Origin of the sequence: Flavobacterium artemisiae, assembly GCF_042678225.1 — a bacterium.
GTDB lineage: Bacteria > Bacteroidota > Bacteroidia > Flavobacteriales > Flavobacteriaceae > Flavobacterium > Flavobacterium artemisiae.
On record NZ_JBHUDZ010000004.1, the window covers coordinates 1 to 22,552 of the forward strand.

Annotated in this window: 13 protein-coding genes; 4 read left to right on the top strand and 9 right to left on the bottom strand. The window is 35.0% G+C overall.

Annotation, left to right across the window (positions count from 1 at the left end; all coding sequences use genetic code 11):
* Positions 1–588: 588 nt before the first annotated feature.
* The 3 genes from ACFSC2_RS04855 to ACFSC2_RS04865 all read left to right on the top strand — a co-directional run bounded on the left by ACFSC2_RS04855 (position 589) and on the right by ACFSC2_RS04865 (position 2,718).
* Entirely contained in the window at positions 589–1,515 is a 927-nt protein-coding gene (locus ACFSC2_RS04855) for a hypothetical protein (RefSeq protein WP_379816693.1), read from the top strand.
* Positions 1,516–1,669: 154 nt separating this feature from the next.
* Positions 1,670–2,101, top strand: a complete 432-nt coding sequence (locus ACFSC2_RS04860; protein ID WP_379816692.1) for a DMP19 family protein — start codon at positions 1,670–1,672, stop codon at positions 2,099–2,101.
* Between the two features lie 137 nt (positions 2,102–2,238).
* The gene (locus ACFSC2_RS04865; protein WP_379816691.1) at positions 2,239–2,718 is read left to right on the top strand and encodes a DUF416 family protein; all 480 of its coding nucleotides are present in this window, start codon (positions 2,239–2,241) and stop codon (positions 2,716–2,718) included.
* A 199-nt stretch (positions 2,719–2,917) separates the two neighbouring features.
* On the opposite strand, the gene ACFSC2_RS04870 is transcribed toward ACFSC2_RS04865, so the two are convergent.
* The 9 genes from ACFSC2_RS04870 to ACFSC2_RS04910 all read right to left on the bottom strand — a co-directional run bounded on the left by ACFSC2_RS04870 (position 2,918) and on the right by ACFSC2_RS04910 (position 21,074).
* A complete protein-coding gene (locus ACFSC2_RS04870; RefSeq protein ID WP_379816690.1) occupies positions 2,918–3,226 on the bottom strand; it encodes a hypothetical protein in 309 nt (102 codons plus the stop codon).
* 164 nt (positions 3,227–3,390) lie between these two features.
* Positions 3,391–5,193, bottom strand: coding sequence for a glycoside hydrolase family 2 protein (locus ACFSC2_RS04875; RefSeq protein WP_379816689.1), 1,803 nt, complete (start codon positions 5,191–5,193; stop codon positions 3,391–3,393).
* 218 nt (positions 5,194–5,411) lie between these two features.
* Positions 5,412–6,830, bottom strand: coding sequence for a hypothetical protein (locus tag ACFSC2_RS04880; RefSeq protein ID WP_379816688.1), 1,419 nt, complete (start codon positions 6,828–6,830; stop codon positions 5,412–5,414).
* 289 nt (positions 6,831–7,119) lie between these two features.
* Complete coding sequence (locus ACFSC2_RS04885) at positions 7,120–8,022, bottom strand: hypothetical protein (protein ID WP_379816687.1); 903 nt, start codon at positions 8,020–8,022, stop codon at positions 7,120–7,122.
* Between the two features lie 44 nt (positions 8,023–8,066).
* Positions 8,067–10,313, bottom strand: a complete 2,247-nt coding sequence (locus tag ACFSC2_RS04890; RefSeq protein WP_379816686.1) for a glycoside hydrolase family 3 N-terminal domain-containing protein — start codon at positions 10,311–10,313, stop codon at positions 8,067–8,069.
* A 140-nt stretch (positions 10,314–10,453) separates the two neighbouring features.
* A complete protein-coding gene (locus tag ACFSC2_RS04895; RefSeq protein WP_379816685.1) occupies positions 10,454–11,548 on the bottom strand; it encodes an endo-1,4-beta-xylanase in 1,095 nt (364 codons plus the stop codon).
* Between the two features lie 236 nt (positions 11,549–11,784).
* A complete protein-coding gene (locus tag ACFSC2_RS04900; protein WP_379816684.1) occupies positions 11,785–13,377 on the bottom strand; it encodes a RagB/SusD family nutrient uptake outer membrane protein in 1,593 nt (530 codons plus the stop codon).
* 40 nt (positions 13,378–13,417) lie between these two features.
* Positions 13,418–16,444 carry a SusC/RagA family TonB-linked outer membrane protein gene (locus tag ACFSC2_RS04905; protein WP_379816683.1) on the bottom strand — a complete coding sequence of 1,009 codons (3,027 nt, stop codon included), beginning with the start codon at positions 16,442–16,444 and terminating at the stop codon, positions 13,418–13,420.
* A gap of 502 nt (positions 16,445–16,946) precedes the next feature.
* Entirely contained in the window at positions 16,947–21,074 is a 4,128-nt protein-coding gene (locus ACFSC2_RS04910) for a hybrid sensor histidine kinase/response regulator transcription factor (protein ID WP_379816682.1), read from the bottom strand.
* 646 nt (positions 21,075–21,720) lie between these two features.
* Between ACFSC2_RS04910 and ACFSC2_RS04915 the strand changes: the two genes are divergently transcribed.
* Entirely contained in the window at positions 21,721–22,035 is a 315-nt protein-coding gene (locus ACFSC2_RS04915) for a GIY-YIG nuclease family protein (protein WP_379816681.1), read from the top strand.
* Positions 22,036–22,552: the final 517 nt, after the last annotated feature.

A 22,552-nucleotide genomic window follows, 5' to 3' on the forward strand; every position in this document is an offset into this window, starting at 1 on the left:
AAATAATTAAATAGTTAAAAAATCTTTTTTTAGAACCCTCTTATTTTGTCTGACTAGTATAAACAAAAAAAGAGGTATTCTACATGATTTTAGAATACCTCTTTTTTGTACTAACGTACTTTTTTTAATTGCTTCTTGTAGGAAGATGAGGGTGATTCGCAATCAATTTATTGTGCGAATATACAACTATAAACAACAAAAACAAGCTTATTTGTATTATTTTTCATAAAAATAACAATATGATTTTAAAAAAATAATCACCAAAATGTAAGAATCCAGCATTGATAAGGCTTGAAGGATATTTCTTCCTTTATTTAGGATATAAAAACAATTAACTTAAAGTAAAATGTTAGTCTCTGTTTTTACTTTTTTATTACTTGTAGACTATTTCAAGTCTGTTTGCGTTTCTTCCTATTCATTTCCAAATTGAATAGCTTGTAAAACTTTTTTATTTATTATTAAAAGCTCTATTTTTGAAAACAAATAAATAATTACTTGTTATGTATTGCCACCTTACTTAGGTTAGATAGTCATATTATATAAAAGTTGATGATATAATCCAGAAAATCATAATTAAAAAGAAAAAATATGTTTTCATTTTTTAAGAAAAACACAAAGACTGAAATACCAAATTGGGCTTCGTTTTTTGAAAATTCTGAATATTCTACATTCATATATGAAATTGAAAATTATTTTAAAAGACAAAATATTGAAATTGAAATTTCTGATGGAATTATAGTTGCAACTGAAAACGAATTAGGATTTAGTAATTTAGGATTAAGCAATGTTGCGCAAAACTGCAAACAAGATAAACCAAAAAATTATAAGGATATAATTAAGAATCACTTCGATTCATTGATAGAAGCAAATAAATTTGAAATAGAATTTGAAAAAATTGCGAATGATTTGGAGAAAGTTAAAAACTATATTGGAGTAAGGTTATACAACAAAGAATATATTGATTATGTTGGTAAAGAGTTTGCAATTGGAAAAGATTTCGAAGGAGATATTTATTCTATGCTGGTATTTGATTTTCAGCATAGCATTGCAAATATAAAACCCGAACAAATAAATGGATGGGGAAAATCTATCGATGAACTTTTTGAAATTGGACTGCAGAATATCAAAGACAAATATCCATTACAAATAACAAAAGAAAGTTTTAATACATTTGACATTTGGTTCGCAAATTCTGACCATTTTTTTACACCAAATATAGTCTTTGATTTAGAAAATAGAAAAGAACTGATAGGAAGCAAGGGATTGTTAATTGGAATTCCACACCGACATTCCGCAATAATTTATCCAATTGAAAATTTAGAAGTAATAAATGCAGTAAATGGAATTTTCCCTGCAATTTACAATATGAATATTGAAGGCCCAGGTTCGCTAAGCAATAAAGTTTTTTGGTATATCGACGCAACTTTCACCGAAATTCCATACAAAATGGAAGATGGAAAATTGCAATTATTCCCACCAGATAATTTTCTGAAATTATTAAATGAACTAACTTAATAAATAAAATCGCTGTCACAACAGCTACTAAAAATGATTAGGTTAATTGCCCTAGTCGAACTTGTATTTGAATAATTCGGCAAATTCGAAGAATGTAATTAATTTAGTCCTAGCCATTGTAGCCACAGAACGTTAGACTAATTGCAAAAAACATATGAGCATTGATTTGATAAAATTGAAAGAAAAACTTAAAACTCAATTTGACGACGATTTAGACTTTGAAGTAGCTGATTATTTGTTAACTATCAAATTTGAAGGAAGGATTCTTAATCAAATGCAAAGACGAGTTGTATCAACAAATATTCTTGACAATGAAGTTTTTAATGGCGGCTTTGACCAATTTTACTTTAATAATGAAAACGAATATATTGACGACGCAATCGATGGATTGAGCGAATTTGGGGCAAATGAATTTCTTGAACTAGCAATTAAATCAAAAGAAATTTATTTAAGAGACAGAGAGCTATATGCTAATGTCCGAAATCCTCATTTCAATCCTCTTGACGACAAATTTTATGAATTAGACCATTACGCAGAATTAAGGATTAAATATGTCAAAGCGAATCTTGACGAAATAATAAAGTAAATACAAAAAAATGACTGCGAAAGCAACTACAACGGATTTTAGCAATATGCTTAAAGAATGGGCTTAATATCTAGTCAAACCCGCTGTAGTATTGGAACGTTATGCCTCATTTATGAATAATATAATTAATGACAGAAATGGATAACATAATTAGCAAATCAAAAATCGAAACACTTATTGCTTTCAGTATAGATATTTGTAAAAGATTAATTGATGATTATGTCGATTTCTATATCAAAAATAATTGGGGCAATCCTGAAATTTTAAATGAAGCAATTAAATATTGCGAAGAGACTGAATTTGCAAAAATAGACCGAGAAAAAATTAAAGACTTAATTCATAAAGTTGAAAAAATAACTCCGGATACAGAAGATTTTGAAAACATTGAAGTAAGTTATGCGCTAAATTCAGCTTGTGCAATTTTAGCTTTGTTGGAGTTTATTACTGGACAGGATAAAATACATGTTTCTAACATAAGTTCTTTTTTAATTGACACAATTGATTTTAAAATTCAAGAAATAGAAAGTGGTTTGACTAATGAAGAGCTGGAAAACCATCCTAAAATTATTGAAGAAAAAAAGCGCCAAATAACATTTTTAGAAATAAACGCTGAATGACAGCCTAACGGATTTTGGTATGATAAAAACTGGAAGTGTAAATTTTAGATTGAATTAAAATTGGGAGTTGTGAATTAAACCTTTATTAACAACCATAGCCATTTCATGCTAGCAATTATGAGGGCGCTAAAGAGATTGCAGAAGAGATATTAGACTCATTAATTAAAAAGCAAATTACAGTCAAATAACTTAAACATTCTTATTCAAAATTATTCTCCACTCCTATTCTATGCACCTCATCCAACAACTCCATTTCATCATTCGGCAATAATTGCAGCGCCATTTCAACCAATATCATAGCATCGGGAAAAGCTTTGCCAGAAGTTTCAGTTTGGAGCATTGTAATACTTGCTTTTAATAAAGTGGTAACCATTATATTTAATTCATTGTAGCAAGAGACATTTAACGTTGCAGAGAATGAATCATTATTGGGTTTTAATTTTTGAAAATAGTTTACTCTATTCATCATTTCTAATAATTCTGTCAATGCTTTTTGTTGTGTTTCCATATTTATAATTGACATTTTCTAATAAGTCAAAATTGAAATATTATTTCGAAATAAAGGTTATCACATATGATAACTGCTCAAAAAAGTAAAAAGAAAATTCAATAAAAAACAAAAACCTTCAAAATCAAAACTGACTTTGAAGGTTTTTACTTTATATAAAACTCTTATTTATACTCCTCTTCCTTCTGCTTATACCAATCTTTCATCACATAAAAAGCTTTCTTTTTAATTCCCTGATCGGAAATTAAACCTTTACGATTAAAGAAATCCTGAATGTTTGGCAATTGTCTTCTCGGTGATCTAAAATCGACTAAAATCCACGGAGAAACTCCGGCTAAGCCTTCAATACGATTGAACATCTGAGTATTTTGAATGTATAATTCTTCCTGATATTCTTCGTTCCAGCGTTCTTTTTTATCGCCGTGACGACCTTGTAAAGCCTCTCCACCAAACTCGCTGATGATAACGGGTTTGTTGTACGGAATCACCCATTGCATGTCTTTACACGATTCGTTTGTTCCTCTGTACCAGCCCAAATATTGGTTGAAACTCACAATGTCTACATATTCGTTCATATTGTCGTGAAGTGTATTGATGTTGTTCGGACTTTTGGTTACTTCCATCGCCATGCTGATCAAACGCGAATTGTCTTGTGTACGAGCATATTTTGCCAGTTTGCTTAAGAAAACATCTCTTTCGTCGCTATGCGGCGTTTCGTTCGCAATTGACCAGATCACGATACCGCAACGGTTTTTATCTCTATAAATCATGTCGTGCAATTGGCGTTCTGCATTGGCATACGTGTCTGGATTTGTCCAAGAAATAGTCCAATACACCGGAACTTCAGACCAAATCATGATGCCCATTTTTTCGGCTTCTCTTACCATATTTTCGTTGTGCGGATAATGCGCCAGACGAACGTAATTGCAACCCAATTCTTTTGCCCAGTTCAATAACGTTTTGGCATCATCTTCAGACCAAGCTCTTCCAGATCTGAATGGTGCTTCTTCGTGAATGCTGATACCTCGTAAAAAGACTTTTTTTCCGTTTAGCAGAATTTCTTTTCCTTTGGTTTCAATAGTTCTAAAACCAATTTGATCAACAATATTTTCATCTGCTTTACTTATTGTTACGTCGTATAATTTTGGCTTTTCAGGCGTCCATAAAATGGGATTGGCTTTGATTTCAAAATACGCCATTCCTTTGGCATCGGTTGTAATATTCTTTTTGATTTTTAATTCTGGAATAGAAACCGAAACAGATTGATTAGCTGTTTCGCTATTTAGTTTTATCCAGCCCGAAATTTTCCCTTTTTCTTTTTTATCCAATTGAACCAGATAATCTTCAATATACGTATTCGGAACTTGCGCTAAAGTCACATCTCTTGTGATGCCACCATAATTCCACCAATCCATGTTTACAGTTGGTACATTATCTTTATGGCGTTTGTTATCGACTTTTACGACTACGAAATTATTTCCGTCGACTAATAAATCGGTTACATCAAAATTGAAAGGCGTGTAACCGCCAACATGAGTTCCTGCTATTTTACCGTTTACATAAACTTTTGCATCATAATTGATTGCTCCAAAATGAAGAATTCCTTTGGTTTTCGAATCTTTTTTATAATTAAAGTCTTTCTGAAACCAAACCGTTCCTTCGTAAAAGAACAATCTTTCGTCTTTCGAATTCCAATCAGACGGAATGTCCATTGTGGCTGAAGTCGCGAAATTGTATTCGGTTAAATCTGTGGTATTCCATTTTTTATTTTCGAAAAATCCGTTGTTTTTAAAAGGCATCAAACGGTAATCGTAATAGCCATTTTCGAGCGGATCTACGATATAACTCCATTTTCCGTTTAACGTCATATTGTTTCTTGCAGCAATATTCGATACTAGCGGAATTTCCTGTGCCATCGCCTTTCCCATTAAAAGAAAAGTAAAACACAGCATTACAATTTTTTTCATAGTTTTTATTTTTAATTATCTACAATTAATTTCAAACACATAGAAACATAGATCTACTTTGTGCGTAAAAGGCGTTTCACTAGTTTAAATTCACATAGCCAGATTAAGCAGATTTTTTCTCGTTTGAATACACATACCCCATCTATGTGTTAGAAACTAGTTTCTTTTTATACTCTTTTTCAAGTCTAAAAATCCTATGTTTCTATGTGTTTAAAAATTTACTTTTTATCAAAATAACGTGTCAGCTCGTAAGCGTTATCATTAATAATTTTCATCTCTTTTAATAATGGCACATACGGCTCGAAATTGCTGTTTACAATTCCTTTATTTGAATCCCTATTCGAATAATCCGTACTTAAATCCTGCGGATCGTTATCCATATATTTGAACCAATGCCAGCCTACTGAGTTTTTATTTTTCAAAAGTTCTAAAGTGAAATTCTGATAAAAAAGCCCTCTTTCTTTTTGCGTTCGAACCAGCCATCCTGCGCCTGTATTGTTCGGCAATCCTGAATCTTCTCCTTTGGTGTACCATTCTGTAATCAAAAATGGTTTTCCTGACCATTCACCCCAATTGTTCATGAGTTCCTGACTTGGTTCCCATTTTCTATAATGGTTGATCGAAATAATATCCATGTACTTTCCTGCGACTTTAAAAATCTCCGGATTGGTCAATTCCTGCTCTTTATCCTGATTGAAACGGCATCCTAAATACATATGATTCGGATCTGCTTTTCGGAGTGCTTCGGTCACTTTTTTCATATAAGTTTCAAAATAAAAAGCGGTAAATGCCATTCTATCTTCCTGCGTAATGTCCGAGGCGGATGCATTAAATCCTTTTCGTTTATCCAGCCAATCTTTTGCAGCCAAATATCCCTGTTCATCTTTGGCCAATAAAGTTAAATGTTTATCTAATGCGTCGTTGTACCACGGAAGTTCATTATCCGTAAAATAACCCATCAAATACTTATCATTTTTATATTTGGAGACTTCCGCAACTGCTTTTTCAATGTATGTGTCAAATTCTTTATCAAAAACCATCACCAAATCGAAACGGTAATTCTGCCAGCTGGCTTCTTTGTATTTTCCTCCGTATTTTTTAATATGTTCGGAATGATACATTCCCATTGGCGAAATAATCACAGTATAAACCAGCGGATTTTCGGCATTACGAACCAAATCAACATTTGACCATGCTCCTACACCGTTGAATCCGTTATCGCGAAGTAATTTCGATTCTTGTTGGATCCAATTTTCTTTGCTTCCGTATTTTGAATCAAATGCTTTCTGCTGATTTACAGAACGTCCTGCGTTAAAAACGGCAACGCCTTTAAAAATATAAGGATGACCTTCCGGATCAATAATCCACCATCTATTGTCGATTTTTTCAGTTCTAAAAAATCCTGTTGCTTCTTTCTGCCACATTTTTGAACTTCCGTAAATTGAAACTGCGCCTTGTTTTTTGGTTTTAAAACCAGACAGTTTATCAATTGTTTTAGCATCATACGCTACCCATTTTGGGTCTAGTGCATTTTGTCTGGCTTCAACTTTTTGATACGTAATTTTATTCTGTGCGTGTAGTGAAATCAGGCTTATAAAACAGAACAGTATCGAAATGGAATGTTTCTTTAAATTCATTTTTAATTATTTTTTTGAAAATGCTGTCTCTAATTTTTAACACATAGAAACATAGTTTTATTTTTAGCTTAAAAGGCGTTTCACTTGCATAAATCCACATAGGTTTTTGCTATATGAAAGAACTAAACCGTTGCTATCGCTTTAGTCTGTAAATTTAAAGTCTGCAAGATTGTAATGCTCAATCTAGCCACAAATTGCACAAATTTTCGCGAATTAATTTGTGTGAATTTGTGCAATTTGCGGCTAAAAAAACTGATGATTTATGTCTCTATGTGTTTAAAAATTATTCTTATTGTTTAGACAAATAAATATGATCAATATCAAAAGTGTAATTGTTTAAGGCTCTTACATCTTCTGGATCAACACTTCTTAATACTAAAATGTCTTTGATTTTGGTTAAGTCAAGTGCCACATTTTGTTTTTTATAATCAGCGATCGGGATTTTAACCATGTTCCAAGCTCCGTCTCTTTTTAATCCGTATAAATTGCTTGTGGCATCAAATTCTACATAACCAGTATTAGAGGCATCTTTCATTCTAAATCTGATTTTTCCGGTACTGGTCGTTCTTACCGCCATATTGATATACGTGTAAGACGAAATATCGGTGAAGTTTACAAACTGCAGAATCGCCATTGCCCATTTTGCTTCAGTCGCAGGTGCTGCTGCTGGAAGAGTGAAATTTCTAAAAGCACCTTCATATCCGTCATCGGCAACTTCTTTGATCACAAACTGATTGCTCGAAACCCAGTTTAAAACCGGAGCCGTTTTAGTAAAATCAGGATTATCAGAGTAAATTTTAAGTGCATCTGCCGGAATCACAATTGGCGGTGTTGCAGGAGCTTCGACTTCTATGGTAAACGTTTTCTTTTGAATGGTATTATCAACATGCGTGATTTCTAAAGTCGTAGTAAAAGTTCCTCCTTTAGTATATTTTACCTCAACATTCGGCTCGATTGACGCACCTGGCGCCCCGCCTTGAAAAGTCCATTTTATAGCACGTATTTTTGTAGATGAATCGGTATAAGTTATGGTTTCTCCTGATTTGATTGCCGTATTTGAAGCCGTCGCTTCTATTGTTCCTTTTTTATAAAGATATACTTCGCGTACATCGTCTTCACAGGAAATCAAACCTGCCAAAAACATTAAAAGGATATATTTTAACTGCGCTATAGGATTGAATTTTATAGTCATGATTTTAAATTTTTGGTTCATAATTGGTTAGTTATTCTAAAAAATTATTTCAACACAAACTGTTTCGTCTGATTCCCGATTTGGACTTTGAATGTTCCTTTTTCAGAAATCCACTTTAAGTCGTTATTGACAAATTGTAAATCTTTTTGGTTTAAAGTAAATTGGACTGTTTTGGTTTCATTTGGCTCTAAAGCTATTTTTTCAAAACGTTTTAAGGCTTTTACTTCTGGCGTAATGCTGGCGTACAAATCGCTCAAATACAACAGAACCGATTCTTTTCCAGCCACTTTTCCTGAGTTGGTTACGGCAACACTGACTGTAATTTCGTCTTCCGAATTAATTTCCGTCTTATCCAATTGAAGATTCGAATATGTAAAAGTGGTATAAGACAATCCTGTTCCAAATTCGAACTGCGGATTGTAACTTCTTTGATATTTAGCGTCGTTATTCTGCTCATTATCAGCTAAACTTTCGGTGTATTTTCGATTGTATTTTTCTAATGAATTTGGGAATCTCGGATAATTATAAGGCAGTCTTCCGCTTGGATTTACTTCGCCGTACAGAATAGCAGCCAATGCTCTTCCGCCTTCATTTCCAGGTAAATAACATTGAACAACAGCGTCCATTTTGTCTTCAAAATCACTAATTAATCGAGGTCTTCCTTCATTCAAAACCAAAACAATCGGCTTGTTCAATTTGGCTAATGCAAGTGCTAATTTTACCTGCGAAGCACTGATATACAAATTGTTAATATCTCCAGGAGTTTCGGTATAATTTTTTTCGCCTAAACAAAGAATGATTTTCGAAGCGTCTTTTGCCAAAGCAACGGCTTTGTTGATTTCGTCTTCGTTTTCTAATGCCAGATCTGCGCCTTTGGTGTACAATACGTTTGAAGCTCCTGCTTTCTGCTGAATGGCTTCGAGAATTGTCAATTTATCTGGAACTAATTCATCTGTTTTATCGCCCTGCCAAGTGTACGTCCAGCCTCCGTTTAACGCCACCATACTGTTTGCCGTTGGACCGGTTACCAGTATTTTTTCATTTTTATTTAAAGGAAGAACTGCATTTTTGTTCTTCAGCAAAGTGATCGATTCTGTTGCAGCATTGTAGGCTTCATTGATAAATTCAGCAGAGCCAAATTTTGGATATTGTTTGGCATCGGCAACAGTTCCTTCAAATAAATTTAATTCGATTTTTAGTTTCAATATTCGGCTTACAGCGTCATCAATACGAGACATTGGAATTTCTCCTTTGTTGACCAAGTCTAATAAATCAATACAAAAGGAATAATCTTCTGGAACCATACTCACATCAACTCCTGCCAAAACAGCAATTTTTACGGCTTCTCTATTCGTTTCGGCCACTTTATGACGTGTGTGCAGGTAAATAATGTCTTTCCAGTCGGTTACTACAACACCTTTAAAACCCAGTTCTTTTTTCAAAACATCGGTAATCAGGTATTTACTGGCGTGAACAGGAGTTCCGTTGATTTCACCTGAGCTGATCATAACGCTTTTTGCTCCGGCTTTAATTGCTGCTTCGTAAATAGGAAGATCAAATTGTCGTAAAACGCGTTCTGGAATAATACTCGGTGTTCTGTCTTTTCCTGTTGTCGTACTTCCGTAGCCAATAAAATGTTTCATGCAGGAAGCGACTTGGTATTTTGAGCCGATATTACCTCCTTCAAAACCGTTTACCATAGCTTCTCCCATTCGAGATGTCAGATAAGTATCTTCACCAAAAGATTCCCAGATTCTCGACCAAGCTGGATTTCTCGGAAGGTCTAAGTCTGGAGAAAACACCCACGGAATCGACGATGCTCTGGTTTCATAAGCAGAAATTGAAGCTCCTTTTTTTACAATTTCAGTATTGAACGTTGCCGCCATTCCGATTTGCTGTGGAAACAAAGTCGCACCCATCGTATAACTCGCGCCATGAATGGCATCTATTCCGTATAAAACAGGAATTGGCAGCCGGTTTTTACTGTTGGCATTCTGAATCGTAGTCATAATCTGCCTCCATTCTTTTGTATCCGGCGAATAACGATTCGGCGTGTTTAATACCGAACCAATATAGTATTTCTGAATACCTTCGTTAAGTTTCGTAAGACTAAGTCCCGACTTTCCTTTTTCTTCAAAAGTTCCTAAAGTAATCTGAGTCATCTGCCCGATTTTTTCCTCAAGAGTCATTTTCGAAAGCAGTTCTACGACTTTTTTATCGACTGTATTATTTTGCCCTAAACCAATTGTACAGCAAAAAGTAATCAGCAGTAGTGTAATTTTTCTTTTCATTTGATATTCTTTTAGAGAATAGAACATAGAATATAGAGAAAAGACTTTTCTTCCAATCTTAATTCTATTTTCTACACTCTTATTCTATATTCTTTGCCCTATACTCTTTATTCTATGTTCTATTCTCTATTTTCTAAATTTTACTTCAATCCATCTAAAAATCCCTGATACGCTGGTTTTTTATTATAATCAGCATCTAGAAGTAATGGATATTCTTTGAAATGCCAGAAACTTGTCAGCCACGTATATTTATCGGTTACACCCCAAGTTGAAATCGCAAATTTTTGTGTCTGCGGTAACTCTTCGTACATCGCTGCGATGTATTTATAGGTTTCTGCCTGTTTTTGATTTTCAACATCATTAAAAACATACGAATCTGATTTGCCGGTGTTGACTTTAATGTCTAATTCTGAAATATGAATCAGCAGTCCGGTTGAAGCCAAGTCTGTAAAGCCGGTTTTCATGGTTTGTCTGTTGGTATCGGTTGCGTAGTGAAACTGATCTCCAACACCATCAATCGGCACTCCGTTGGCTTTGAATCTGGCTACCATTTTTTTGATCGAAGTTCTTTTTCCAGCATCCATAACTACGCTGTAATCGTTGTAAAATAATTTTGCATCTGGATCTGCTGCTTTTGCGTAGCGGAAACATCTTCCGTAAAAACCAATTGGGTCTTTAAATAATGAATTAATTACGGTTTCGTTTCGCATCGCACCGCCATCGGCAAAAACTTCATTTACTACATCCCAGCTTTTTACTTTTCCTTTGTAACGTCCTACAACATCGGTAATGTAAATTTTTACTTTGGCTTCAAAAGCAATAGAATCGTATTGCGCTTTTTTAAACCATTCTGGAAATGAATCGTACCAAACTAAAGTATGTCCGTGAACTTCCATTTTATTGTCTTGTGCAAAACCTACTAAATAATCGGCTGCAGTATAATTGTATGCTGTTGATGAAGTCCAGATACTCGCCATTTTCATTTCGAATTCGCCTGTAATCTGATTGTAATGTTTTAAAACGGCATTTTTATAATTCGCTTCGTTTTGCAGATCTTTCATTTTAACTGCAGCACCAATTTTAAATTTGGCTTTTTCTTTTAAGGTCTGCGTAATCGGATTCGGACCGCCTGTATCGCCTTCGTCTGCATATTTTAAAACTACCTTTTCGTCGTCACTGCAAGAGGCAAACAGCAAAGCGGTTAATGCTCCTAAAATATATTGTTTACTTGTCATGATTTTTATTTTTTGAATCCGGAAGCCTTGATTTACCTCAACTTCCGGATTGGTTATTACTACCTTTAACCTTAACTTTTATTTTTTTTAAACACATAGAGACATAGATTTTTAAAGCTCGATAAAGGCGTTTCACTTGTTTAAATGCACATAGCTTACTATGTGTGAGAAACTTGCTTCTTTTTAGAAATTCATTTAATTAGAATAAAACCTATGTTTCTATGTGTTAGAAAATATTAATTATAGCCAACATTAAATCCTGCTGGTTTTCCCATCAAGTCTATCTGGCTCTGCGGAATTGGCATGTTTACCATAGCTGGTGTCATTCGTAAAGGCACTTCTCCTGCAAGGGTTCCAGACGGGCTTGAACGGAAATATAAATTCTGTCTTTCTACCAGAAGTCCTAATCTTTTCAATAAAAACCATCTGTTGTTTTCAAAAGCCAATTCTCTTGCTGATTCGTCTAAATAATTATTTAAAGTCCAAGCTGTTAAATCAAAAGTGGTTACCGTACTTTCTGGATTTCCTGTGTAACCTCTTCTTCTTACTTTGTTTAAATATGCCAGTGCTTTAGTATCATTCCCTAAATTATGATGCGCTTCTGATGCCAATAAATAGGTTTCTGCCAGTCTGTAATACATATAATCTTTATAACTGTTGGATGTCATTGGCAGTTTTTCGGTATCGTGGTATTTTTTCAAACTCCAATGCCATGCTCTGTAATTTCCGTTTGGCGCTGCAATTGCCGGATTGGTAATAGGCTGTCCAAATCTTGGATGTCCCGGAACGTTAATTTTATAATCCTGATAATTATCGGAATAATAATAGGTCTTGAATCGTAAATCGTTTGTCTGATCGTAAAGTGATTTCAGGTAATTGTTTGGATAAAACCATCCTAATGCCTGACCTCCGTAAGCCACATCTTGAATGAGTTCGCTCGCATTTAATTCGTAAGTTCTGTGTGTGAAAACACTGCTTAGCCAAGAACCGCCGCCTCCGGCTAAATCATCAATTGGACCTAATAAAAAGTCTTTTTGATAGGTAAAAAGAGATTCTTTGTGATTGCCATTTTGTCCCCAAACATCAACAAGAGGTACTAAACCGTGTGTTCCGTCGTTGATAATGGCATCGAATTGTGCTGCTGCTCCTGCCCAGTCTTCCTGCCACAAAGCACTTTTACCGCGAATGTGTCTCGCAACGCCCTGACCATAACGCCCTGGATCTACTTTAAACGGAAGATTAGCAATGGCGTAATCCAAATCTCCATCGATTAATTTGTAAACATCTGCATCGCTTGCAACTTTATATTCTACAGGATCATTGATGTTTTCCGGCGTTGTTGGGATGGTATCGATAAGGATGCCTCCATACATTTGCTTTAAATCCAAGTATAATTCGCCTCTTATAACGCGTGCCTGCGCTACCAGTTTTCTTTTTGCATTTTCATCCATAGGAATAGAACGCGCCGATGTAATAATAGCCGAACATCTGTCGATTATTTTATAACCTTGAATCCATTTTGAGCCTGTAAACGACTGTGGATTATGTCCTGTTCCGTAAGGCGTGTTCCAGGTTCTGTGCAATCCTAAATCGGTTGCGACCATAAAGAACACATTGGCCCATAAATCGCTGTTATCGCCAGAAGGCAGGTTGTAGAAACGCATTTGGTTATAAAGTGCATTTACACCTACTTCTAAACCAGCAGGAGTTGTGTAGATATAATCTACTGAGATTTGATCTTTTACGTTTTCTTCCAAAAAGTCTTCACAAGAAGTAAGCCCTAATGAAAGCCCAAATAGTAAAACAAATAGAAAATTTATATTTTTCATGATCTTGTTATTTTTTAATTCAATTAAATACCGTTCGCTTTTAGAAACCAACCTGTAAACCTATTACACAAGTAACTGGTTCCGGATAATCGTTGATTTCTTTTTCCGGACTATACGATTGGTAATCGGTCAGGGTAACTAAATTGCTTCCGGTTACATACAATCTCATATTGCTTAATCCTAAAGATTTAAGAGTGTTTTCAGGAAATTTAAATCCAACAGAAACATTTTGTAAACGAACGTATGATGCATCCTGCAATCCTAATGTATTGATGTACGGCGGATCGTTTCCGTCTCGTGGTCTTGGCCAGTTTCCTCCCGGATTTTCTGGTGTCCAGTAATCTTGTTTGATACCGTTTTTAACTCCTCTTAAAGATCCTCCTTTTACGTAATCGTATAAAAATAAATTGTCTCTTGTAACGCCCTGAACAGTATAAATATCGGCTGAGAAATCAAATCGTTTGTATTCTAAAGCCAATGAAAAGGTTCCAAACCAATCTGGCAGTTTTGATGTAATTATTCGGTCTTCATTCGGGTTTGGATTTGCTCCGTTTGACGGATCTGCATCATAAAGTTTGATATCTCCCGGATATAAAGTCGTTCCTGTAACGATTGGAATATTTTCTCCTTCCTGATAAATTCCAACTGCTTTGTAGCGGTAATACACATCAATTGGTTTTCCTATAAACCATAAGTTGCCGACATCGTCATCTTCTCTTCCATCTCCGTTGGCATCTTTTCCATAAATACTTACAATGCTGTTTTTATTTTTAGTGAAAGTTGCTCCTAAATTCAGTCTGAAATCTTTTGTTTTAATAAGATCTCCGTTTAAAGTCACTTCCAAACCTTTGTTATTTACTTTTCCTATGTTGGAAAGTTTTTTGGTGTAACCCGTATTGGCATTTAGATTCTCGTAAATCAATAAATCTGAAGTGTCGGTATCGTAAACCTCAACAGTTCCGGTTAATCTGTTTTTGAAAAGACCAAAATCGGCTGCAAGATTTAATTGCGTTGAAGTTTCCCAGCGTAAATCTGGATTAGACAACTGCGTTCCTGGCACATAACCTGAAACTTTTATTCCGTTTATGATATAATCTCTTTGGTCTGCCACTGCCATACTTTGGTACGGATCTTTTGGCTGGTTCCCCACTTTACCATAACTGGCTCTTAGTTTTAAGTTGCTGATAACTGGAACATGTTCTTTGATGAAATCTTCGTTTGAAACATTCCAAGCCGCATTTACAGCAGGAAAGAATCCCCATTTATTATTTTTACCAAATACAGAAGATCCGTCGGCTCTGCCTGAAACTGTAAAATAATATTTACTGTCAAAATCGTATTCTAATTTTCCTGCGAATGAAATTAGTGATCTTTCGCTTCCGCCAATTAAAGGCGTGTTCAGGAAAGCACTTTCTAAACCATAAATTCCTAAAATATCACTTGGAATTCTGCTTGCCGAATTTTTAAATTCATTGTATTCTGATGAAGTTAATTCGTAAACTCCTGTCACGTTAAAATGATTTTTTTCGGCTAGGTTAAAATGATAATTTAAAATATTACTTAACTGATATTCTACATTATCCTTAAAGAGAATACTGCCGCTTCCTTGTCCAGAATTCGCAATCCCTGCCAATGATTTAGAAGTATTAAATCCCATTCCTTTGTAATTCCATGATCTGCGACTGGCATTTAATTTATAGGTAAAACCCTTTGCTAGGTTGATATCCAAAAACATGTTCATGATGTCATTTCTATTGGACTCATTTGTATTGGTTTCATAAATATCAATAAGCGGATTTGGGGTTTCCTGAATACCGCCCGGCAAATGACGAAACGATCCATCATCATTATATATTCTTCCTAACGGAGATGTTGTAATGGCATTATTTAAAACATTTTCTATATTAGGTCTGTTGGTTTCAGAAAACTGAAGCGAAACATTCATTCCTATTTTCAGCCAATCTGTAATGCGCTGATCAACATTGACTCTCATGGCTACTTTTTCAAAATCAGAATTCGGAATTACTCCTGATGTATTGATGTAGTTAATGCTTGAAAAAATACTTGTTTTTTCTGTTCCCGAAGAAATACTCAAACTGTGATTGTTTGTTACTCCGGTTCGTAAAACTTCTTTTTCCCAGTCGATGTATTTTCCTGATTGAACAGATTCTAATTCAAGTGTTGAGAAAACCTGATTGTCTGGTCTGTAAACGCCACCATTGCTTGTTCTGTAGGCTTCTCTTTTTAGCTGTGCAAATTCTTCGCCGCTGTATAAGTCAAAGTTTCTGTTGATGGTCTGAACTCCTGAAAAACCATTATAGGAAATTTTCGCTTTTCCTGTTTTTCCTCTTTTTGTAGTGATTAAGATAACTCCGTTTGAGGCTCTTGCTCCGTAAATAGACTGTGCTGCAGCATCTTTTAAAATCTCAAGAGAAGCAATATCATTGGCATTGATATCATTGATACTTCCGATTACGATACCGTCGGCAATTACGATTGGTTCATTGCTTCCGTTGATCGATTTTTTTCCTCTAATTTGAATAGACGAAGAACTTCCCGGACCTCCATCATTTAAACTTACCTGAACTCCGGCTGCTTTTCCTCGAAGCATTTCTCCAACATCTGAAGTTGCTACTTTGATCATGTCTCCCGGTTTAACAGAAGCCACAGAACTGATTACATCACTTTTCTTCTTAGTACCGTAACCTACAACTACAATTTCGTCTAGTGCCTGCGAACTTTGTTTTAGAACTACTTTTAGGTTTTTCTTGTTTTCTGTATCCACGGCTGTTTCATCCATTCCAATAAAAGAAAATACAAGGATACTTTTTGGTGCAGTATTAATCGTGAAATTACCGTCGAAATCGGTTTGGGTTCCTTTGGTAGTTCCTTCAACATGTACATTTACTCCTGGTAATGGGAGTCCTGCATTGTCGACTACTTTTCCTGAAATGGTATTTTCCTGTGCGTTTACATTGAGAGCGAAACTCAACAGAAAAAACATTAAAATTAATCTTAGATAATTTCCACCTAGAAAAAGAATCTTTTCGGGTTTGTTGTTTTTCATTGTTAATTTTTTTGGTTAGTTAATTTATAAGTCATGTAATTATATCTGCAAAATTGACTAATAAACAAGATTACGTAGGGAGGAAGATATTCGTTTTTAGGGGTTCAAACGTGTTATTTTGAGAATTTTATATTATTTAAAGTCTTAAAAAACGTGATTCGTAATAATAAAAAACTTAAATAATTACGAGGGGCATAATTTTGATATTTAACCGCAAAGCACGCAAGGGAAAAAACGCAAAGTCCGCAAAAGTTTTTTTTGCCACTGATTTATAGGATTAAAAAGATTTTTGTTTCACGCAGATTATTTAGATTTTAGCAGATCTAGTTTTATCAAATAAAAAATCAGCTAGATCTGCAAAATCTGCGTGAGAAAAATTATTGCTAAAGATTATAATCTGTGGCTTAAAAAATTTAACCGCAAAGAACGCAAGGGAAAAGCGCAAAGTCCGCAAAGCTTATTAAACTTGCGGACTTTGCGTAAATCTTAGCGTGCGTTGCGGTTAATCCACCTGTGAACTTTTATATTCAGTGGGCGATAAATTATAGATTTTTTTAAATTCTTTACTAAAGTGCTTTCTATCATTAAATCCTACCATATAGGTTACCTCAGCGACCGAATAACTGGTTTTAGACAATAAACTGGCCGCTTTTTTAAGTCGCATATTTTTGATTAAACCTGCAACCGATTGATTGGTCAATGTCTGCACTTTTTTATAAAGAACGGTTCGGCTCATTCCGATTTCGTTTACCAAATCGTTTACATCAAAATCGGTATTGTCGAGATTGTCTTCAATAATCTGGGTCAGCTTTTTCAAAAATATACCTTCAGGAGTGTTTAGATTTTCTTCTTCTGAATTGGCAATAAAACCTTCGCCGTATTTCTGACGCATGATTTCTTTTGCTGATAATAAATTGGCAATCGTCAATTTTAATTCTTCAATGCTAAATGGTTTCGAAATATAGGCATCGGCACCAGTCGAAAGTCCTTCGATACGGTTTATGGTTGAAGATTTTGCCGTCAGCATAATTATCGGAATATGATTGGTATTGAGATTTGTTTTTAAAATATGACACAACTCAAAACCGTCCATTTCGGGCATCATGACATCGGTTACGATAAGATCCGGAATTTCTTTTTCCATAAATTCCAACGCTGCAGTACCACTTGCAAATTTCAACACTCTATAATCTGCATATAAAATATCATGAACAAAATACAATACTTCTTCATTATCATCAATTACCAAAACTGTTTTTTTACTGCTGTCTACTTCTTCTGGATATTCTTTTTCGTATAACTCAATTTCGGTTTTGACATCAGAAATTGGATTGGCATTTTCTTCTATTTTAACCGAATTTTCAACGATCTGTGACTTTTTAAAATGTTCTTTTCCTTTCTTTAATTGAATAGTAAAAATGGTGTTGAAATTCGGATCTTCTTCTGCTTGAACCTTAATTTCTCCATGATGCAGTTCTACAATACTTTTGCTCAAAGCCAAACCGATTCCGCTTCCTAAATTGGCACTTCCGCGATCATCAAGCTGGAAAAAGTTCTTAAAAATTTTCTTTTTTCGGTTATCCGGAATTCCAATTCCGTTGTCTTTTACTTTGATTTCAATAGAATCTGAATTGTCTTTTTGCTCAACCGCCAATGTAATTTTTCCACCTTTGCTCGTAAATTTAAAAGCATTTGAAAGCAGGTTGTAAATTACTTTCTCCATTTGGTTTTTATCAAAATAAATTAGTGCTGTATTGATGTTAAGAACGAATTTATAATCTATTTTTTTCTCAACGGCAATGCCGCGGAATGATTCGTAAATATCAAAACAAAATGAAACAATATCCTGCTGTTCGCAATAGATTTTCATGCTTCCTTTTTCGGCTTTTCTAAAATCCATTAATTCATTGACCAGTTTTAATAATCGGTCAGAATTGTTTTTAATGGTTTTTAGTTTATGTTCGAGATTCGAATTCTTTTCAGCACTGCTCAAAAGTTCCTCAACTGGTCCGCTTATTAAAGTTAAAGGCGTTCTGATTTCGTGCGAAACATTGGTAAAGAAATCTAATTTCATTTTATACAATTCTTCCTGCCTTTGTTTTTCTACCTGATCCAGATAATACGCTTGTTTTAGTAATTCTCTGTTTCTCAAAAAACGGAATAATAGAATTGTAACGCCAGCTAACAAAGCGAGATAAAATAAATATGCCCACCACGTTTTCCACCAAGGGGGCAGCATAATAATCTTTAAGGTTTTAATCGTCGGATTCCATTCTCCTCCTCCATTTGAGGTTTTGATTTTCAGTGTATAAGTTCCCGAATTTAAATTGGTCAAATTGATATAATGCTGCGAACCTATTACATGCCATTCGTCTTTATTGAACGAACTTTCGAGTTTATAAGCGTATTCATTTTTTTCTGGCGAAATAAAATTCATCGCACTAAATTCGAGTCCGATGTAACCTTGATCGTGTTTTAAAGTGATTTCAGAAGTTTCACTGATACGTTTTTCCATTGAAACCTCTTTGTTTCCGGGTCTGATTTCTTCGTTGTTGACGATAAGTTTCGTGAGGACAATCGGCGATTTGTCTTCGGTTTTGATCAATTTGGAAGAATTGAAAACAATTAAGCCGTTGGAACAGCCAAAAACCAACTCTTTTGGATTGAGTCTGGCTGCACAATTGTTTGAAAACTGTTTTACTTTTAAACCGTCTTTTGAAGAAAAAGAAGTGATTTCAAAATCTTTAATATTTAAAACTGGTTTTACATTTTTGGTTCTAATTTTATACAGCAGACTATTATCGCTGATCCAGATATTTCCTTCTGCATCTTCTGAAATACTCTTGATGGTTTCATCCGTAAAACCCATCGAACGGTTGATTTCGAAGAAACGTCCTTTCTTTTCGTCAAAAATATTGATACCTCCGCTTTCGGCACCAATCCAGAATCGACCTTTGGAATCGGTAAACATTACGGTTAGGCTGTTATTAGAAAGTCCGCTTTTTGGTCCGGCTTTAAAAACTCTCGTAACTTGTTTTAATTTTTTATCAAAATAATTCAGACCGTACTGCGTTGCGATCCAGAGTCCATCATTTCTGTTTTCTATAGAAGTTATGAAGTTATCGCTCAATGAGTTTGTAGAACCATCGGCCATGTAAATTTCGACCGTTCCGTCTGGCATTACTTTTTTGAGTCCGTTGCCGTTGGTTCCAACCCACAAATCGCCGTTATCAATTAATAAAGATGTAATTGGACGTTCTCGTTCCTTGGAATCCTTCCGCGAAAGCGAAATAAACTGAAACGATTTGCTGTTTTTATTGAATTTGAACAATCCGTTGAAAGTCCCGCAGAACAAATTTTGCTCGTTCTGATTCACCAAAGCGGTAATCATATTCACACTTTTGTCAAAATCGTAACCTTCGATTTGATACGAAGCATTTGTATTATTTTTAAAATCAAGATAATTCAAACCGCCTCCGTTTGTTCCCACCCAAACCGAACCGTCATTTTCTCTTGCAACCGCATTTACAAAAGCGGTGTTGAGTCCGAAATTAGGTTTTACGACTTCTCTTATATTGGTAAAATTGGTATTGGTTTTCTGAAAGAAGTTGACGCCACCACCATTTGTTCCGATCCAAATATCGTTATGACGGTCTTTTAGAAAACATTTTACATCATCATCTGAAAGGCTGTAACTCTGCAGCGGATTGTGTCCGTATTTAGTAAATTCGTTTCGGTCTTTTTTGTAAACACACAAACCATTTTTGGTGGCAAACCAAATGGTATTATTATCAACAGCTGCAATATCGTTTACCCAATTGGAAGATAAATTGGTTTTTCCAGATGAATTAACCAAGTAATTTTTAACGCTGTTTTTATCTACATCAAATTTAAAAACACCATTGGCTTCGGTGGCAAACCACAAATCGCCGTTTTTCTCTTTAATGACTTTCCAGACTTTCGATTTTAACAGTGCTTCGTTTTCTGCTAATGCTTTTGGAAGCGCTTTTTTTGAACCGTTTTTTGGATCAAAACATTCTAATCCTTTTGAAGTTCCCACCAAAACGCCATAATGTTTATCATAAAACAAAGACAAAACCCTGCTTTTTCTAAATGGTGAATTGTGGTCGTTTGAGATTTCTTCTAGTACATATTTCTGTTTATTGAGACGTTTGATACCACCAAAAGTTCCGATCCAGATTCGGTTTTCTTCATCCTGAATTATGGACGAAATATAGTTTCGTCCGCCTTTTATTTTCTGAATGTCAACACGCAGAAAGCTTCTTTCGTTTTTATTAAAGAGATTCAGACCGTTGTTGGTTCCAATCCAAAGCTGTTTTTCGTTGTCTTCTAAAATTACATTAACATGATTGTTGCTGATACTGTTAAGAATGTCTTTGTTGTAAACATATCGCAAAAAATCATAACCATCGTAACTGATTAATCCGTTTGCAGTTCCAATCCAGATAAATCCTTTCTGGGTTTGATGGATACTAGAAATCATACTCTGCGAAAAACTCACATCGTAATCAATATGATCAAAATACAAATCGGATCGCTGCGCTTTTGCGTCGAAAGAAATCGAAAGAAATACAATTAAACTTAAAAAGTAGATTCTGATATACTGCATAAACGAAATTTAATAAAACCCGAATGATTTAATTACAATAAACCTATGAAAAAAATCAATCGAATGGATTGCAAAATAAGCTTATTGCAAAAATTAGAAGGAGTTGTTTTTCCTTTTTAAGGGGTACAGATGTACTTTTTGGATTGTTTTTTTATTGAATTTCCTTTTTTGTTATCCCTAGAAGTGCGTCAAAGCCTGCTGCTTGTCATCCCCAGGAACGAGGGATCTTCGCGAGTAACTCTACAAAGATTGACAATAAATGCAACGTAAACTCGTCAATCAAAAAAGTCATTTTTTGTCATCCCGAGGAACGAGGGATCTTCGCAAGTAACTCCACAAAGATTGACAATAAACGCAAAGCAAACTCGTCCATCAAAAAGGCCCCCGTTTTGTCATCCCGAGGAATGAGGGATCTTCGCAAGTAGCTCCACAAAGATTGACAATAAACGTAACGTAAACTCGTCAATCAAAAAAAGTCTCCAAAAAAGCCAACGTTTGTCATCCCGAGGAACGAGGGATCTTCGCAAGTAACTCCACAAAGTAATTACACAATACAAATCATAAAACTATGAAATATTAAAAAAGAAAGAAAGAAAAAACTTTCTTTTTGTATTCGGTTTTCAAATAAAATAACTACTTTGGCTAAATGCAATTATCAGAAGGCTATCACACCTATTATATTTACATTATCACAAATAAATACAAAACTGTATTTTATACTGGAGTAACTAATAATTTGAAACTCCGTTTAAGTCAGCATGAAGAAAACATCGGTAATAAAAGTAAAACTTTTACTTCGAAATATAATGTAAAGTTTCTTTTATACTATGAAAAGTTTACTTGGATACAGGAAGCAATTATACGTGAAAAAGAAATAAAAGGGTGGACTAGAGATAAAAAACTAAAATTGATTAAAACTATTAATCCTGATTTGGATTTTTTGAATAACTTATTTTCTTAAGACCGGTATATTACTTTGTGGAGCTGCTTGCGAAGATCCCTCGTTCCTCGGGATGACAAACAGTGCTTGTTCCAATCGGAACGCTTACGCCAACGAAGGCTTTAAGGTGTTTTGTTATCAATCTTTGTGGAGCTACTTGCGAAGATCCCTCGTTCCTCGGGATGACAAACAGTGCTTGTTCCAATCGGGACGCTTACGCCAACGAGGGCTTTAAGGTGTTTTGTTATCAATCTTTGTGGAGCTGCTTGCGAAGATCCCTCGTTCCTCGGGATGACAAACAGTGCTTGTTTCAATCGGGACGCTTACGCCAACGAGGGCTTTAAGGTGTTTTGTTATCAATCTTTGTGGAGCTGCTTGCGAAGATCCCTCGTTCCTCGGGATGACAAACAGTGCTTGTTCCAATCGGGACGCTTACGCCAACGAATGCTTTAAGGTGTTTTGTTATCAATCTTTGTGGAGCTGCTTGCGAAGATCCCTCGTTCCTCGGGATGACAAACAATGGGTTGTTTCGTCTAGA